Annotated in this window: 17 protein-coding genes and 1 tRNA gene; 7 read left to right on the top strand and 11 right to left on the bottom strand. The window is 35.2% G+C overall.

All coding sequences use genetic code 11. The features are described 5' to 3' along the window. Positions 1-13 precede the first annotated feature (13 nt). From AB8P06_RS10255 to AB8P06_RS10265, 3 genes are all read left to right on the top strand, one after another. Positions 14-610 carry a hypothetical protein gene (locus AB8P06_RS10255; protein WP_369841149.1) on the top strand — a complete coding sequence of 199 codons (597 nt, stop codon included), beginning with the start codon at positions 14-16 and terminating at the stop codon, positions 608-610. A gap of 165 nt (positions 611-775) precedes the next feature. After that, positions 776-1,573, top strand: coding sequence for an SDR family oxidoreductase (locus AB8P06_RS10260; protein WP_369841152.1), 798 nt, complete (start codon positions 776-778; stop codon positions 1,571-1,573). Between the two features lie 154 nt (positions 1,574-1,727). Then, the gene (locus AB8P06_RS10265) at positions 1,728-2,642 is read left to right on the top strand and encodes a helix-turn-helix domain-containing protein (protein WP_369841154.1); all 915 of its coding nucleotides are present in this window, start codon (positions 1,728-1,730) and stop codon (positions 2,640-2,642) included. A 96-nt stretch (positions 2,643-2,738) separates the two neighbouring features. Here AB8P06_RS10265 and AB8P06_RS10270 read toward each other — a convergent pair whose 3' ends face one another. The 11 genes from AB8P06_RS10270 to AB8P06_RS10320 all read right to left on the bottom strand — a co-directional run bounded on the left by AB8P06_RS10270 (position 2,739) and on the right by AB8P06_RS10320 (position 15,365). After that, positions 2,739-3,185, bottom strand: coding sequence for a hypothetical protein (locus AB8P06_RS10270; RefSeq protein WP_369841156.1), 447 nt, complete (start codon positions 3,183-3,185; stop codon positions 2,739-2,741). A 215-nt stretch (positions 3,186-3,400) separates the two neighbouring features. Beyond that, positions 3,401-6,196 carry a COG1470 family protein gene (locus tag AB8P06_RS10275; protein ID WP_369841159.1) on the bottom strand — a complete coding sequence of 932 codons (2,796 nt, stop codon included), beginning with the start codon at positions 6,194-6,196 and terminating at the stop codon, positions 3,401-3,403. A gap of 5 nt (positions 6,197-6,201) precedes the next feature. Further along, on the bottom strand, positions 6,202-7,227 hold the full coding sequence (locus tag AB8P06_RS10280; protein WP_369841162.1) for a hypothetical protein: 1,026 nt from the start codon (positions 7,225-7,227) through the stop codon (positions 6,202-6,204). Next, entirely contained in the window at positions 7,220-8,023 is an 804-nt protein-coding gene (locus AB8P06_RS10285) for a fimbrial biogenesis chaperone (RefSeq protein ID WP_369841164.1), read from the bottom strand. The genes AB8P06_RS10280 and AB8P06_RS10285 overlap by 8 nt, the downstream gene beginning before the upstream one ends. Positions 8,024-8,103: 80 nt before the next feature. Next, positions 8,104-8,628, bottom strand: a complete 525-nt coding sequence (locus AB8P06_RS10290) for a hypothetical protein (protein WP_369841167.1) — start codon at positions 8,626-8,628, stop codon at positions 8,104-8,106. 318 nt (positions 8,629-8,946) lie between these two features. After that, positions 8,947-9,363, bottom strand: a complete 417-nt coding sequence (locus tag AB8P06_RS10295) for a hypothetical protein (RefSeq protein ID WP_369841170.1) — start codon at positions 9,361-9,363, stop codon at positions 8,947-8,949. 57 nt (positions 9,364-9,420) lie between these two features. Then, on the bottom strand, positions 9,421-10,251 hold the full coding sequence (locus tag AB8P06_RS10300) for a helix-turn-helix domain-containing protein (RefSeq protein ID WP_369841173.1): 831 nt from the start codon (positions 10,249-10,251) through the stop codon (positions 9,421-9,423). Between the two features lie 294 nt (positions 10,252-10,545). Beyond that, complete coding sequence (locus AB8P06_RS10305; RefSeq protein WP_502064274.1) at positions 10,546-11,484, bottom strand: phage tail-like protein; 939 nt, start codon at positions 11,482-11,484, stop codon at positions 10,546-10,548. A gap of 356 nt (positions 11,485-11,840) precedes the next feature. Further along, positions 11,841-11,912 (bottom strand) — tRNA-Arg (locus tag AB8P06_RS10310). A 66-nt stretch (positions 11,913-11,978) separates the two neighbouring features. Beyond that, positions 11,979-13,418: a S41 family peptidase gene (locus tag AB8P06_RS10315; RefSeq protein WP_369841179.1), complete on the bottom strand. Its 1,440-nt coding sequence runs from the start codon at positions 13,416-13,418 to the stop codon at positions 11,979-11,981. A 90-nt stretch (positions 13,419-13,508) separates the two neighbouring features. Next, entirely contained in the window at positions 13,509-15,365 is a 1,857-nt protein-coding gene (locus AB8P06_RS10320) for a helix-turn-helix transcriptional regulator (RefSeq protein WP_369841181.1), read from the bottom strand. A gap of 235 nt (positions 15,366-15,600) precedes the next feature. Here AB8P06_RS10320 and AB8P06_RS10325 point away from each other — a divergent pair, with 235 nt between their 5' ends. The 4 genes from AB8P06_RS10325 (at position 15,601) to AB8P06_RS10340 (ending at position 16,927) form a co-directional block, all read left to right on the top strand. Further along, the gene (locus tag AB8P06_RS10325; protein WP_369841183.1) at positions 15,601-15,924 is read left to right on the top strand and encodes a magnetosome magnetite crystal formation protein family; all 324 of its coding nucleotides are present in this window, start codon (positions 15,601-15,603) and stop codon (positions 15,922-15,924) included. Positions 15,925-15,942: 18 nt separating this feature from the next. Next, the gene (locus tag AB8P06_RS10330) at positions 15,943-16,338 is read left to right on the top strand and encodes a hypothetical protein (protein ID WP_369841184.1); all 396 of its coding nucleotides are present in this window, start codon (positions 15,943-15,945) and stop codon (positions 16,336-16,338) included. Positions 16,339-16,424: 86 nt separating this feature from the next. Further along, complete coding sequence (locus AB8P06_RS10335) at positions 16,425-16,727, top strand: hypothetical protein (RefSeq protein ID WP_369841187.1); 303 nt, start codon at positions 16,425-16,427, stop codon at positions 16,725-16,727. Then, positions 16,727-16,927, top strand: coding sequence for a hypothetical protein (locus tag AB8P06_RS10340; RefSeq protein ID WP_369841190.1), 201 nt, complete (start codon positions 16,727-16,729; stop codon positions 16,925-16,927). The genes AB8P06_RS10335 and AB8P06_RS10340 overlap by 1 nt, the downstream gene beginning before the upstream one ends. Positions 16,928-16,933 lie beyond the last annotated feature (6 nt).

Genomic DNA, 16,933 nt, shown 5'->3' on the forward strand with positions numbered 1-16,933 from the left:
ATTTACGTTTACTATGAAAAAACTTTTGCTGATACTTTTACTTTTAATAGAAATCAATGTTTATTCACAGGATAAAATAAAAGACAGCTTTACTGTAAAAGTAAGAGAAGAAGAGGGAGATTTGAATAACGATGGCCTTACAGATAAAATTATTGTAAGTATGGATACTGCAGCTTCCGTTGTGCCTTTAAAATTAGAGGTCTTCTTTGGCCAATCAGGTAGAAAACTGAAAACCGTTTTATCTTCAACCAACATCATTGAACCTCAATATCCATCCGGGAAAAATGGAAAGCATACTGAGAATCAGATTCCCAATTTCTCTATTGAAGATGGAAATTTGATCATGATATCAGATATAAAAGACGGACAGTCTCAGCATATCTTCAAATATAAAAACGGAAGTTTTGAACTGATCCATTTGTTAAAATCTTTCTGGGATGGCAAAAACACAACCATAGAAACAGATTTCAATCTCCTGACCGGAATTAAGACTGAAGAAACTAAAACTTTAGGTTCGGAAAAGACGGTGAAGAAAAATAAAAGTATCATAAAAGTTCAGGCTTTACCCAAGTTACAGAACTTCAGAAAATTCGGAAAAGAATTTCAATGATCTTCTATTTAATGCAATAAAATGGCATCCGTCATACTCTCAATCTAAAATAAAATGTCATATTTTCTCCCTATTCCATTTTGGATACATCTTTATCCGTTTTGGCAACTCCTTCCTTTTTGCTAATACTGACCTTTGTCCTGTAATTTTAAATACATCAAAAAAATGAAAACAATTTTTATAACAGGTGCATCTACAGGACTAGGAAAAGCTACCGCAAAATTATTTCAAAACAGAGGCTGGAACGTTATTGCCACAATGAGAAACCCGGAAGCTGAAACCGAACTTGGACAGTTGGAAAACGTAACCTTACTTCCATTGGATGTAACCAACCCGGAGCAGATTCAGTCTACTGTAAAAAAAGCACTTGAGCTCAGCAGTATTGACCTGGTTTTCAATAATGCGGGATACGGTCTGATCGGTCCTTTGGAAGCCTTAACCGATGACCAGATTGTAAAACAGTTAAATACCAACTTATTAGGAGTTATCCGAGTAACTCAGGCCTTTATCCCTTATTTCAGAGAAAGAAAAAGCGGGATGTTTATCACAACTACTTCTATCGGCGGATTGATTGCATTCCCTCTAGGATCAACTTATCATGCCACAAAATGGGCACTGGAAGGATGGAGTGAAAGTCTTGCTTTTGAACTCAATACCTTCGGAGTAAATATCAAAACAGTTTCTCCGGGCGGGATTAAAACAGATTTTATAAGCCGTTCTTTGGATATGGGAACCCAGCCGGAATATGAATCAATGATCAATACCATGTTTTCAAATACGGAAAGTATGATGGAAGGTGCTTCAACACCGGAACTTATTGCTGAGGTAGTATATGAAGCGGCTACAGACGGCAAAAAACAGCTAAGATATGTTGCCGGAGAAGATGCAAAAGAATTGTATGCACAGCGTCTTGAACTTGGTGACGAGGTGTTCAGAGAACAATTAGGAAAACAGTTTATTTAATAGAGTTATAAGTTATGAGTTATGAATTATGAGTTTAAAGTTTAAAGTCGATCAGAAGTTGTGGATTTTATTTCATACTCCGAATCTTAACTCATAACTCATAACTCATAACTTATAATTTATAATTCCTGACTAATTTTCATATTTTTATATCATGGAAAAGAAAGACAACGTCCCTTTAAAGATTTCATCCATATCGGAGCTTCATAATATGTTAAGGCTTCCGAAACCTCTTCACCCACTCATTAGTCTTGTAGACAACACCCAAATGAGTGTTAACAAAGAGATGTTTAAACGGAATTTTATTCTTGATTTTTACAAAATCTCATACAAATTTTCTGAGAACGGTAAAATGGGGTACGGGCAGGGTTATTATGATTTTAATGAAGGCGGAATGATGTTTACAGCTCCCAATCAGATACTGTCTGCGGACGAAGAAGCTGAATATCACGGATACACCCTGTTAATTCATCCCGATTTTATAAGGAATTATCCATTGATGAAAAGCATTAAAAAATATGGGTTCTTTTCTTATGACACGAATGAAGCATTGCATTTATCAGACAAAGAGAAAACCCTTGTTGTGGGATTATTAGCAAATATTCAGGGAGAATTGGAAACTGCGATTGATGAGATCAGCCAGGATGTTATTATATCTTATATTGAGGTGCTGTTGAATTACAGTAACCGGTTTTATAAGCGTCAGTTTATCACCCGGAAAACGGTGAATAGTGATCTGCTCTCTAAAATGGAATTTCTGCTGGAAGATTATTTCAATAAGCAGGAAGCTTTAAATAAAGGCCTTCCCACTGTAGAGTTTCTGGCTTCAGAACTGAATCTGTCACCGCATTATCTAAGTGATATGCTCCGTAATATCACAGGACAAAATGCTCAACAGCATATTCATGAAAAACTGATTGAAAAAGCAAAAGAATATCTTACAACCACCAATTATTCTGTAGCGGAGATCGCTTATTATCTCGGGTTCGAGCATTCACAGTCTTTCAACAAATTATTCAAAAAGAAAATGAATATAACCCCTTTGAGCTATAAGCAGTCCTTTAATTAAAAAGATTATACATATTCTGTAATAAATTCAACCCTGTTTTCAACGGATTGTGAAATTATAATTATTTGAAAATTAGAATGATATGTTGAGATTAAGTTATTGAAAAGAATTTCTCATCCTCCTGTAATCCCTTTCACTAAAAGATGAAACTTTGATACTAAAACGGATCAATTTGTTTTTTTTCTTTGAATGTACTTCTATGATAATGAAATCTGAAAATAAAAAGCGTTCTTTTTTTAAGGTACGTAACATGTTGACTGGGTATTCAACAACAGGGAATGCAACATTACTTTTTAAAGGATGATAGCGTTTAATGGAAAAAATAGCCCCCGAATTCTCAAAGTGGAAGATTCTCAAATTGATAAGCTGGATTATGATGAACAGCCCCAGTGCAAGTGAGAAAAAAAATAATGGCCATCTGAAACTTTCATCAATGAATGATTTTAGAATAAAACCGGCTACAGTTAGAAAAATATCTAATATTAATATTCCTAAGAATATGTTCATCTTGCGAATAATTTTATCTTTATTGCTTACAGTCATGACATTACGCTTTAATTAAATTATATTCGTTGTTTTGTAAAAATATAGATAATTATTTAAATATATATTGAACATAATGTATATGTTTTGCATATATTTCAATTTTTATTCATTGGGGTTTTGGGAGGTTTAGATTTATCCGCAGAAAGGGATAAAATACTATCATGGGAATGCATATTCAGATGTAAATGAATAATGAATGTGAAGCGACAGGATTAGTTTCCGTATTTCTTTACCCTGATTTTCTTTTCTTTTACTTTGATAATAAATGGTTCAATATTTATTATTTTTCCTGCCTCTACTTTAAAGCCGGAAGCAGTGCGTTCGCTGTATGTATTGGCTGATAGCGAATTCTCGTTAAGCTCAATCTTATAATTCCCCGATTCCAGGAAAGAAATGAACTCACCATTATCATCAGTAACGATACGTTTTAAGAATATATCGTCTTTATAAATATTAAAAATAATCCCCCCGATTTTAGGATTGAATTCCAGAGCTGTTTTGGCATCAAAATCATAAATGACTTTTCCCTGAGCGGTTCCGTTTTGGTGAAGCGGGATTTGTAAGAAATAGGAGTGCTTTTGAACTTCAAATTCAGCCTCATCATAATACCATCCCTGTTGGATTACCTGTTTTAAAACATATTTTCCGAAAGGAACTGATTTGTATATAATATTTCCTTCCTTATTGGTTTTAAAAGAAATATTATTGAGCATGATCAGGTAATTTTCTGCTTCTTTGTCTCCTTCATCATATACATTATTATTGTTATGATCATAAAATACGAGCGCTTTTATATCGCCTTTTTTTCCAGGGTTCAGCGTGTTGGGCTGCAGGTTTAAGGTAACCCCTGCTTCAACGGTAAAAAGATTGTTGCTGAAATTGTTTGAAGAATAATTAAACCAGGAAGAATTCAGATAAATCCCATAACGTTCTTTCGAATATTTCAGGTTAATAAATCCGGAAGGAGATTTCCCATATAATACATCATCCGTATAAGATAATCCTGTTGTTACATTTATTTTCTTGTCAAAAAAGTTTTTATTTACAAAAGCAGAAACGGAAAGTTTTTCATAAGCCGTATTCTTATTAAGCATTCTGGAAAAGGCGTACTCAGAAAGAAAATAGCTTCCGTACTGATAAATGGAAGTTAAATTAAACCATTTATAATTATAGCTTCCGGTGATTTTCATTTGATATTGAGGTCTGTCAATATCCGGATAATTTACTAAGCCGGTTTCTATTCCCATTATTGCTGAGTGCTTTTTATCAGGGCTGGACCAGGTCATATATTCTGTGAGTCTCTGTGCCTTTAGCTGTTTAGCCTCCTGATTACCGGGGGCTATGAAAAAATTATTGTAGGTATTGGAGTTTTCTTCCTGGTACTGATAACCGATACCCAACCCGAAATTACCTTTTTTAGGAAAATTAATTCCCGTATCAAATCTTATGCTGTTTGATTTCAGGTCATTATTATAAAAATAAAACTTCGGTGAGAAGTTAGAGATAACTACATTGGCATATACATAATGGTCTTTGAAAATATTGGTAGAAAAATTCTGCTGGATCTGTAATATTCCTCTCCGGTTTCCGGGATAATAATCTGTACTGTAAAAGTAATTTCCATTCAGGCTAATCTTATTGATCATCCCTGAATATTGAGATTCCAGGGCTAAAGAGGGCTTTGTGACATTATTACTTTCATAGAAACTGAGCCCGCCGTATATTTTGGTATTCACTTTCCAGTCTTTATTGAATGAATACTGCATATCTGTTCCCAGCAAATTGTGTTTTGCCTTATCATAAGGATCATTTCTGAAAATATAAGTCCCGGAAATATTACGGGAAGCATTTTGAGCACCAAGCGTACCTTTAGCATAAAAACCGTAGCCGTATTTTAAAAACGAGTTTCTTTCGATCAGGCTAAAAGTCTGGTCAACAAAGCCTACTTCCACCTTTTTATCTTTATCGGAAGAAGTAAAAGCATATTCTGCACCCCGTCCGAAAAGAGATAATTCTAAAAGTTTATTGATATTTCCGAGGGTAAATTCACTGTTCTCGCGGTGGTAAGAAATATAGGTATTATTGACAATAGGATCGCTTTGATTGTTCATCGTATACATATTCCCCCTGATTGAAACATACCCTGAAGGTAAATTAAACCCTCCGGATCCTGCCAGCTGATACATATCGAGATTTTCACCCACATGCATGTAGCTTGCTGTAATGCTGTTTTTGGATAGATTTGAAAAAGGATTGAATTGAATATCCTGATAATGCTGGGTAGAGGAGGTGTTCTGAACGGAAACAGAGGTGCTCCCGAATATTTCCTTATCAGGTTCTCTGAAGCCGGCAACAGTAACGGTAAACTGAGGACTTTTAAGCATTGCTCCCGAAGGCATAAAACGGAAAGTAAATACTGAATCTTTCTGAACTCCGATGCTTCCTTTTTTCTCTACAAAAATATTTTCCTGGGAAGCTTCCGGAATTTTAAATACTACCGTTATGTTTTGTTTTCTGTTCCCAAGATTGGAAACCCTTGTCCTTACCTCAATAGAGTCATTTGCTTTATTCATGTAAATCACAGGGCTTTCCGTCACGAGACGCATACTGTTGTTTTCTGCTACATGATAAGCGATTTCTTTTTTTGAAACCAGGTTGTTCTTTTCGTCTGTCAGATTGAAAACCATTTCAGCATCTCCCGAACCGGCATTATTGCTGACTAATATTTTTACCGGTAAAAAAAGATGGTTGCCGGGTGGCAGGTCAGCTTCAATTTTGCTTCCTGAAATATTCCTGAAACCTTTTGGAGTATTAATTTCAACCTTTCCTTTGAAAGAGTTGCTTCCTTCATTCTTTAAAACTAAAATAAGATCTATAATATTAGCCTTATCCGCATTCGATTCATTGCGGATTTCCATACTGATCCCGGAATTTTCCTGAGCCGGAATCAAAACAAAAAGAGACATCAAAAAAACGAAAAATATTTTTTTGAAAAATTCGTAAGGCATAAATTTTATTGAGGAATTATCTCGTATTGAAGGGTGGTGGAATATTCTTCTGTCTTGGCATTGATAAATCTTTCATCATTAGCGCCTGTAGAATACTTGATATCATAATAAACACTGGAGCCCTGAGTAGAGCTTCCTGTGGCAATAAGCTGTGGTGAAGCGCTTAATAAAACAGGATATACATTTCCCTTTCCTGAAACTGAATTTAAGGTAAGCTTTATGGTTTCCAGAGGAATGGAATTTCCTGCCGGAGACATAAACTGTCCCTGAAGGGATTTTAATTTAATCTGATAATTGGTATTGCTGTTTACAATCAGACCATTGGAATAGGTTGCGCTGACTCCGTTTGCATAATCGCTCATACTTTTAAACTCTAATGACCCGTTCACGGCATTCGCGGAAAACTTTAAAGAGAGTTCCGGAAAATCTGTAGGGTTCCCGGAAAGCGGGCCAATCTGAAACTGGAAATTATGATCTGTTTTCCCGATGATATTATTGTATTGGTCATAAGCGGTAAATTGCACCGGAGCGACAAAAGTGACCCATGCCGGATAATTTCCCAGATATGACCCACCTATGATATTCAGGCTGTATTTCAACTGAAGATTGTAATAGCCGTTTGGAGTAGCAGGCTGATTATAAAGTGCGGCATTTGATTGGGGTACCAGAAAAACTTCCTGTCCTTCCTGAAGAAAAACATTCAGTGGCATGCCGATCTGAGGAATTGTAGGAACCGGGTTGGGGTAGGCCTGGCCAGAAGATGAAACCGACTGAAAAGAAACTTTATTCGCCGGCATGGTATACTTTCCGTCATTAGAAGTAATGGGTTGTTTCAATCTCATGGATATTCTCCAGTGAGGAAGATTAAAATTGCCATTACCAGCCAGAGTAAGAGTATAAGCATCAGGATTGGTGTTGCCGTTGTATGAGTTAATCTGTAAATAACTGTTTACCCAGGAACTGTAATTGACCTGTGAAAAACAATTCAGAGAAATCAGCAAAAGCAGGCAGAAAAACTTTTTATTATTCATAAGTGAAGTTTAATTCTCCTAATTCCAGATTGTTGCTGTCTCCATAATCAATCATTACAGAAGCGGTGTATTTATCCTTTTCAAGAGTTGAAGGCAGAGGAATATCCATTTCTCTTTTGTTTCCCGGCATTGTATAAAAAACAATAGGGTCGAGTGATATCTTTTTCCCGTTCTGTGTATTGACAAGATCCGTATAAACTTTCCCGTCAACCCACACATCTCCCTGATTTTCAAAAAACAGGTTAATTGTCTTTTTTGATTTTCCGTAAACCATGTTCTGGATTTCAAGCTTTTTACTTTTTGCGGATGGCAATTTGTGAAAAAGTTTAATCCCGGAACGGATACTGACCTTTATGTTGGCACCTTTACTGTCTATATCATCTACAGGATTCATCTGGCTTACATATAAAACCGCAGTATGAGCCGGTAACTGATCCGTTAAAGCACTTGGAGCCGTAATCGTAACGTCTATTTCTTTTCTTTCTCCCGGAGCCAGTGTGAAGTAATTGTCTTCTTTCTTTATGGTTACCCAGCTTGCACACGAGGTTGGGCGTGTATTGGCAGGATACATCATGTTTTCACCTTTGTCGTCATATTCCCAGTCACCAAGGCTTACGGCAAGATCGAGTGAATTTTTTGCACTCACGTTGGTTATCGTTATTTTCTGTGTGTTACTGTTCCCAGGGTTGGATTCAAAATAGAGTCTGGGAGGGGAAACAGAAACACCTGTCTGTCCATATCCTTTACAAAAAATACAAAGGCTGAAGGTTAAAAAGAAAAAAAATAATTTATTCATGGCGTATATTTAACACTAAAATACAGATAAAGTGTTACAATTAGCTTGCAACACTTTATAATGAATATTTTTTTAATATTTTATTGAGAAATAATTGTATAGGTTAATTCTGTAGTATATACAGTTGGATCCTGACCTGCAACATAGTTATCAAGGTAAGCATTAGCTCCTGCACCTTTATATTCAACGCTGATTTTTTTATCTACACCTCCGTTAGAAGAAGTTACCAAAGTTGTTTCGTTAGCTGACAGCTGTACGTTTTGTGCATATTGTGCTCCGTTTACAGCTTCAGATCCTGCACTTGCCTTGATTTGAATAGTATTTGCCTGGATGTTTTTTCCTCCGTTCTGTAAAGCTGAATTTGCGCTTTTTACTTTCACCTGGAATCCGCCAGTACTGTAGATGCTTAAGTGATCTGCATTTACTGAAGATACACCGTTTACGTAGTCATCTTTAGTAACGTAGTCTAGGTTAACTACTTTTTGGGCATTATTTACAATTAGAGTCTGGATTGGTTTCAATCTCACGTTTAAAGTTACATTTTGTTGAGCTTTTAATGTTGCAAAACCGACTAGTGCAAATGCAACTAAGATACTTTTATTCATAGTTAAGAATGATGTTTTTGTATTAAGTATTATTGAGTCTTAAATCGGGTGCAAATGTAGAGAGAAAGAGAGTCGGTACTTTTGTGAAAAAACACTTATAATTTGTAATTTTTGTTGCCTGAAAAAGAAGCAGATAGAAAAACATTTTTATGGAAAAAGCATGAAAAATATTTTATGGAAAAAGATAAATCTATGATAAAACAAAAGCAATATTATGTTTTTGTTAAATATTCATATTTTCATGTAAAATCAGAAAAAGCAATATTTTGAAAAATATTATGCAAGGCATATTGATTTTTTTCTTTCCCGCTGATTTTTTTACTGAGAAATTAGAGTTAATACTAAATAATTAGGTTGTGATGGGATGTCGCAAGCTAATTTTTTTATTCGTTTTTCTATGCTTTTATTAAGATTATACATTTTTTGAACGGCTCCTTTACGACGATTAATAAGATTATACTCTATATGATCATCAATATTTTCCGTTTTTGGCTTTTCATCATCATATATTTCATAATGTGCTTTCACCTGAAATCCGGATGGGCTGGTTACCGTTATAAATTTTTGCTCATCCGTCCGGGCTTTATTTCCATCTGAATCTGGAATATCAGAATTGATGGAAAGAACCTGTGTAGGATACAAACGAACGTTGAGCCGCATGCCATCCGATGACTGAGCAGAAACTTTTGCAAACACAAAAAGCAAACCTGTTAATAAAAACCATTTAGAAAACATATAATATAAATTTTTCACCAAACGGTTACTTAGGTAAATATACAATAATTTTTATAATTATTTCATTTCAGAGGGATTTTTACCGGTATGTTTTTTTATAAAGTTGCTAAAGTTACCTTCATTGCTGAATCCCAGCTCATAAGATATTTCAGAAATTGTAGAATTTGAAAAATTTAAAGCTTTTTTGCATTCATTGATCAGTTTTTCAATGATAATCTGCTTTGCCGTTTTCCCCAAAACGTACTCAGTTATTTCAGTGAGCTTCCGGGATGAGATATTAAGTTCATCAGCGTAATGAGAAACTTTTTTCGCTACTTTATAATCCCGTTGCAAAAGAATTTTGAATCTGTTTACACAATACAGATAATCAAATTTAATATCTTTCCTGATTTGTTCTGTCGGAATATGGAGGAAAGCATCGAGAATCAGTCTTTCTATGGCATTATGAGCAGCAGAAATGTAAAGGCTTTCATCTTTTGCCTGAAAATTCTGCATCCGCTCCATAAAGACAACCCTCATCTGTTCTATATTAATAAAGGGAGCGATAAAGATGTTGGAATTATAATTAAAGAAAAGCTGTGAATTGAGAAACAGGCTGTCTTTTGTAGATCTTTCATAAAAACTTGAGGAGAAAACAACTGCAAAAATTTCATGACCGTCGGATTCACCGAATTTTATCTTTTTTTGAGGGCTGACAAATGCAATATTTCCCCGCTTAATAGGATAAGATATGTCTTCAACAGTGAATACGGTGTCTTCTAAAATAATATAAATGCAAAAATACTCTAAGGTGCTGAATTCTCTTATCCCGTTATTTCTTTTTATAATATAATCTAATCGATTGATACTGAATCCTATATTTTTTAATTGCTCGGTTATCTGGTACATATTGCTTTAAATATCTTAAAGGAAATCTATTTCATTAATATTCTATAAATATAAAATATTTACTAAATGCTTGTTTTTTTTTAATAAATAATTGCTTATTTTTAATTATTCTTATGATATATAGTGAATATGATTGATTGATGTTTATTATTTTCGAAATGTCGAAACAGTATTATTTCTTAAATCTTTTAAACAAAAAATAACACCGCTATCAGCGGTGTTAAATAATAATTTGATCTTAAAAAATATCTTGACGCAGAAGAAATTGACTAGTATCTGGTTGAATTTATTTCTTTACGGAGTATAATCAGAGACTCTTGTGACATGTATACTTAGGACTCCTGTCGTGTTTCCGATAGTAGGTGTCCCATTTAGTTCCTCTTGTGCCACCCAAAATCCGTGGGTAGTGACTTCGGGAATAAACTCAACAATATTATCCTGTTTTACAATAATATTTCCAACCGCTACACCACTCATTCTAGATAAACCGCTGCCCAACCTGATATTAATAAGGTCAGAATTATGTGATATATTGCTGATATAGGCTGTGGCAGGGGAAGAAAGAAAGTTGGTTACCAAATTATATGTCGACTGGCTTCCAATCCTATCGGGAGCAGTTCCAGATAGTGGTCCATCGCCAGCAACATCTCGGAGGTAAACTAATGTAAATTGTATAGTAACACTGTAGACTCCAGATTTTATAAACTTAATACCTCTATTACTATCAGCTGTTCTTGTTTGTACATAAGGTGACGCTATGAACGGAACCTCTGTACCACCTGTGTAGCGTATATATGAGATTTGGGATCGATTATTAAAGTCAGTACTTCCACTTCCGTCTGTATATCTGTTAACCAGCATAGCAGCATTGTCATATTTTGTAGAAAACAGTGAAACAGGATTTAAAACCTGATTTACATTATGCCATTGATCGGTTGAAGACATATAATAATATACTCCGGGAGCTGTTATCAGACTGGTTCTGTTATTAGGTGTTGTAGGTATAGCGGTTGCAAAAACCAGCATACTGTTTTGCTCTGGTCCCACTGTCATTGCCTGTATTTCGTTACCCGTTATCCGGGGCATCAATAACCCTTGGGGATTTGTTGGTATTGCTGAATCATAAGCAATATCTAAAGTGGCCTTCGGGTTATTGTTTTTAATGCCTACTTGTGCGTTTGTCCCGGTTACAGCTCCTAAAAAGATCAGGATAGAATAAATTTGTAATTTCATTTTGTTTTTTTATCTGTTTTGATTGTTTTTATCGGTTATAGAAGCTCCGTGCAGAATTATGTGAATATCCCGGAATCAACCAGCTTTCCCAGTTTCCTGATCAAGCCAATGCTTCCTGACTAAAGTATTCTAATAATCAATAGAGCAGAAAATTGTTATATCCTAATTAACTTAAAGCTGTGTAAAAGTAGACTAATAGTATATTATGTAAAAAGATAATACCTTGCCCTTTTCCTGAAAAAGGCAAGATGTTTAATGGACTTAAATAGGTGATTTTTAGTTTAGTGTATTCTTTTGAATATTGATAAAAAAGATTAAAAATAAAACCGACATTACGAATCATAATGTCGGTCGGGTAGCCCCACCAGGGATCGAACCTGGATCTAAAGTTTAGGAAACTTTTATTCTATCCATTGAACTATGAGGCCATTTGAATTTTAAAAATACAAATTATTCAATAAAAAGACTCTGATTTCAATCAAAGTCCTTTTATTTTATTTCAGAATCCATTGAACGGCTGCCTGAATTTCTGCATCAGAATTGGCTTCTTTTGATGGTTCTATCAAATAATCAGGCTGTATTTTTCCCTTGTATTCTTTTCCGGTTCTGTCCATTTCATAGGAAATAGCTAAATAAAGCGATCTTCCGTTGCTCAGCTGATAAGTCTGATTGGCACTGGTAAGTCCTGCCGAAGGCTGCCCAAAAGTTTTAACATTTGTTTTCCCTACCAGTGATAAAGTAGTCGCTTCACCGCTACTCGCAGTACTGGGACCTATCAAAACAGCAATTTTCTGATTCTGAACTTTAAGAATATAAGGACTGGAAACTCCAATATTATAAATTTTCCCATTCTTGTATTTCCATGCCGTTTTATTTTTTCCGTCTTTTGTAAAATAACCGAGAATACCTTCGCCCGTTAAAGGTCCTAAGCCTGTAATCATAGGATACATATTTCCACCGGTATTGGTTCTAAGGTCTACAATCCAGCCTTTCACTGTATTTTCAGAATCCAGTTTTTGAATCATCTTCTGGATTTTTTCAGCAAAAGCATTGCCTACTTCTTTATTCAGGGAAGAAAATGCAGGCACCATAATATAGCCTATATTCTGATCCAGTAATTTGGAAGACGGTTCATACAGCGAACTTTTCATGCTTTTTTTCTCTTCAGAATATTCTTTATTGTCAATGAAAGAATGGTTATCTCCTGCATTACTCAGAGCTTTCATTATATATTGAATGGCTGGGCCTGTATCTTCTACAGTTTCCATTCCACTTGATATTTTTTTCAGATTGGATTCCAGGATGTTCCAGTCTATTTTATCTTTGAAAATTGAATTTTCCCTGACAATATTTTTAAATCGGTCAATATACTTGAGTGCGGTTTTGGATGCCGGCTTTTCCGGAAAAGGAATTTCTGAAATGCTAAAATCATCAAACCATACTTTTCCGTTTCCGGACAGGAAGCCGCCAAGTACAAAGTAATCGGCCTGATCATCCAGCATAAATTCCAAAGAATATTTTTTCCAGTCTTCGTTGGAAACTACTTTATGGTTTTGTGTATCAGAGTTCGCAAAATCTACCATATTCTGGGCTTTATCACGCACCTGAGTCCAGAGTGCAATATTTCCCACCGTATTTTCCGATTTGATATAAGCGCTTATTTCCACTTTTCTTAAACCCTTTCCGGGAACGGGAACTTTCTGCGAAAAGGTTTGTAATCCTTTTGCATTACCCTGCTTATCTGATATTTTTAATGAATACGAACCTGAATGCTTAACTCCATTGTCTGCGTTCATTTCATATAAATCATTCATTTTATTGCTCCATTCTACAGGAAAGTTATTTTCCGTTTGTTCAAAACCGGGATTTTGTAACTGAGCTTGTGCCAAGAATCCGCCAGCAAGGACGGAAATGCTGAATATAATTTTTCTCATGGTCTAATTTGATCTTAAAAATAAAGAAGAAGAGCGAAATAAAATAATTTATTGTGAAATTTTAACGAATAGGAGTGGAGTGGCCGCAATTCAGCTTCCCAGCTTTTGCAGGAAAAGATTCAGATCTTCATCTTTATCCAGTCCCAATTTCTGTTTGATCCGGTAACGGCTCATCCGTACACTCTTGGGTTCAATATGCATCAGTTGTGAAATCTGCCGGGTATCCATTTTTAGATAAAGGTAAGCGCAAAGCTTCATATCGAGAAGAGTAAGTTTCTTTTGTGCTTTCTCATTGATAAGGTTGAAAAATTCAGGGTGAATCTGCTGGATTCTTAATTTGGCATCTTCAAAATCATTATCAAGCACCATTTCTTCTCTTACAATCTTCTGCATATTCAGGGAATTATCATCGGCAAGCTTATCTTTTATGGTATGCAGCATACGGTTTTTATGTTCCAGCTGAAGGACATTGGCCATGGCTTCCTTTTGCAATTGCTGTTGCTGGGCCTCGAGCAGTTGTTGTTCGGCTTTTAATCGGGCCTGTTCTTCTTTTTCCAGTCTGATCTGCATTTCAGATTCCTGTTTTTCTAATTCCAACTGCTTTTCACGTTGTAATGAAAGACGTAATTTAAAATGGTAAGAACGGAACATAAAAAGAAGTCCCAGTAAAGATGCAATGGCAATACAGGCATATAAATAGCTTTGCAGCTTACGGCTTGCTTCTCTTTCTTTTAAAATCCGTACTTCATTATTTTTCTTTTCGGTTTCAAACTGTATTTCCAGTTTCTGAGCGTTTAAGGCCTGTTTCTGATTGAAGTTTTTATTGCTGTATTGGGTAACTTCCTCCTGGAATTCAAGAGCTTTTTTAAAATCTCCCTGTCCTTTATAAAAACGGGATAATGATTCCACTACATTGATTAATGTATAATAATAAGGATGTTCGCCGGTTTTCATCAGATTATATGCTTCTAATAAATAGGTTTCGGCTAAAGCAGTATTGCCTTTTCTTGAAGCATATTCACTTAATATCCCGAGGCTGCTGGCGGTAACTTCCTGGGTATTGGGAACGTTTTTTAATATATTTCCTGCTGACTGGGCATAATAAACAGCTTTTGATTCTGCCGTTTTATCAGTGTCCGGAAAATATTTTAAATAAACATTAGCTATATTGATACAGGTGATGGCATGGGTGTATTTTGCTACCTGCTTAGGATATTTAAGATAAAGGGTTTCCGCTTTTTGCAGGTAAAACAAAACACTGTCGAGCTCTTTTTTCTCCTGTGAAGCATTATAATTGTATTCATGGGCAACTGATAATGCGGCATAACAATTACTGAGCAGGTTATAATCTTTGGTTTTTAAAGCATTTTGAGTGGCTTTTCTCGCATAGCTGTTGACTTGCTTTATATTGTTCCAGTCGGAATGAGCAGCATACAGCTGATAATATAACTTAGCTGCAATATAAGGATCAGGTGATTTTTCCTGTTCTTTCAATCCCAGCTGGCAAAATTTTATCCTTTTCTCCGGATCATCCAGGGTTTTGTACAAAAATGCCTGTGCATAATATCCGTAGGCCATCGCTGCGGGGTTTTTGGCTTGCTGGGCAAGTACCAATGCAGAATCACTTGTCTGTTTCAGGGCTGATAACTGCTGATTATTTGCTTTGATAACTGTGAGTAATGTATAAGCTTTGGTTGCTTCAGTGTAGTTTTTATACCGTAAAGCAATGCGGGCACTTTGTTTTGCTTTATTTTCTGCAGCAGTATAATCTCTGTCGATTCTATAGGCTTCTGCAAGCCGGTTTAATAATTCCGGTTTATTTTTTTCAGGTAGATTAGGATTGTTGATCGCTGATTGAAGGCTGTCAGTATGTACACTTTGAGCAAAAAAGCTGATACCCACAGCCATACTGATGCATATAAACAATTTACTGAGTACAAATTTCATATACCTAAAATTAAGACAAATTATTAAGCAGCCATATAAAACTTAATAAATATAATGGATTGTACTTAAATGTAAAGTATTGAAAACCAGTTTTATTTAATTTTTGTAGTCATATTGTAGACGCTGTTTCAAAGGGTAGTAGATGCTTTGTAGCATAACAGAACTTGGATAAATCAGCATATACCTGAATATTTGTAACGGCAATATTGCTGAATAACTTAATGTATAAAACGTTATGAACAACAAAAGTTTATCTATCATTTCCTATATCACACTTATAGGTTGGCTGATCGCTTATTTTTCAGGAAAAGAGAAAGCAGATTCCCTGCTTAAATATCATTTGAGACAGTCATTGGGGCTGATGATTGTGAGCATTATTTTTAATATCATTATCAGAATCCTTATTTCTATTACACCTGCATTGGGCTTTTTAGGAATGGCCGGACTTTTAATCCTTATATTCTGGGTATTGGGAATCATTAATGCAGCCAATGGCGCTGAAAAACCTGTACCGGTGTTCGGAAAAATGTTTGAAGATAAATTTGCTTTTATCGGTTAAGATTTAATTGAATACAGAATGAAGGATTACAGATATTTTACGCAGGAAGGCAGAGCGTTTCATTTAAAAAACAGTATGTCAACGGCTGTTATAAGATCAGTTGCCTGTCTGGTGATAGGTGCGGTTCTGTATTATATTATTCCTCAGGAAAAGAAAATCGGGCTTTGGGCTGCCATATTATTTGTATTCTTTGCTTTGGTAAATTTATTGAAAGCAACCAGAAAATTAATCATTGATCCGAATGCTAAAACGGTGACTTTTAAAAACAATATGCTGAATGGGGAAGTGGTTTATCACTTTGATGAATTTATACAATTTTATGTACTTGTGGGAAAATATCTTTTTATCACGATGGACAGTACCGGATTTTTATATTCAATCAGAATGGTAGAGAAAAAAGAGTTCCTATTGTAGTCGGGATATTCAGCTCAAGAAAAGCACAGACAGCGATCAATGAGGTAAGCGAAATTATGAGTCTTGAGGAAAAATAAATAATTTCTATGAGTACAGAAACAGATCAATACCAGCTGAAAATTACATCTTCAGAACTAACCTTAAAACCCTATTTCGGATATATGCCTAAAATAAAGATATTCGGTTTATTATCCGTTGTGATATTTTGTATTGTTCCGTTTTCAGGCTTTTTAAATTATAATATTCGGTATGTTCTTTATGGTATTGCCGTAATTATGTTATTGTATGCCATATATGATTTTTTGTTTCGTGCCCATGTGAAATTCATATTCGATAAAAAAACGAAAACCATCTACAAAATATATCTATCATCAATTAAAAAAAGCTGATGACCTTTGATGAAATGACCATCATCACTACCGCAGAATATGGGGAAATAGCCTATGCAATCGGCAGTAAGAAAAAAGAGTTTCTCAAAAATTATCCTATCAGTGATACTTTTGGCAGCAGCAAAAAAAGTGAGGCCAGGGAAGCTGAATATATAGAGTACATATTGAATCCGATTTATGAATTTATCAATACTCAATAACATTTA

Source organism: Chryseobacterium tongliaonense, from assembly GCF_041224435.1.
Lineage (GTDB): Bacteria > Bacteroidota > Bacteroidia > Flavobacteriales > Weeksellaceae > Chryseobacterium > Chryseobacterium tongliaoense.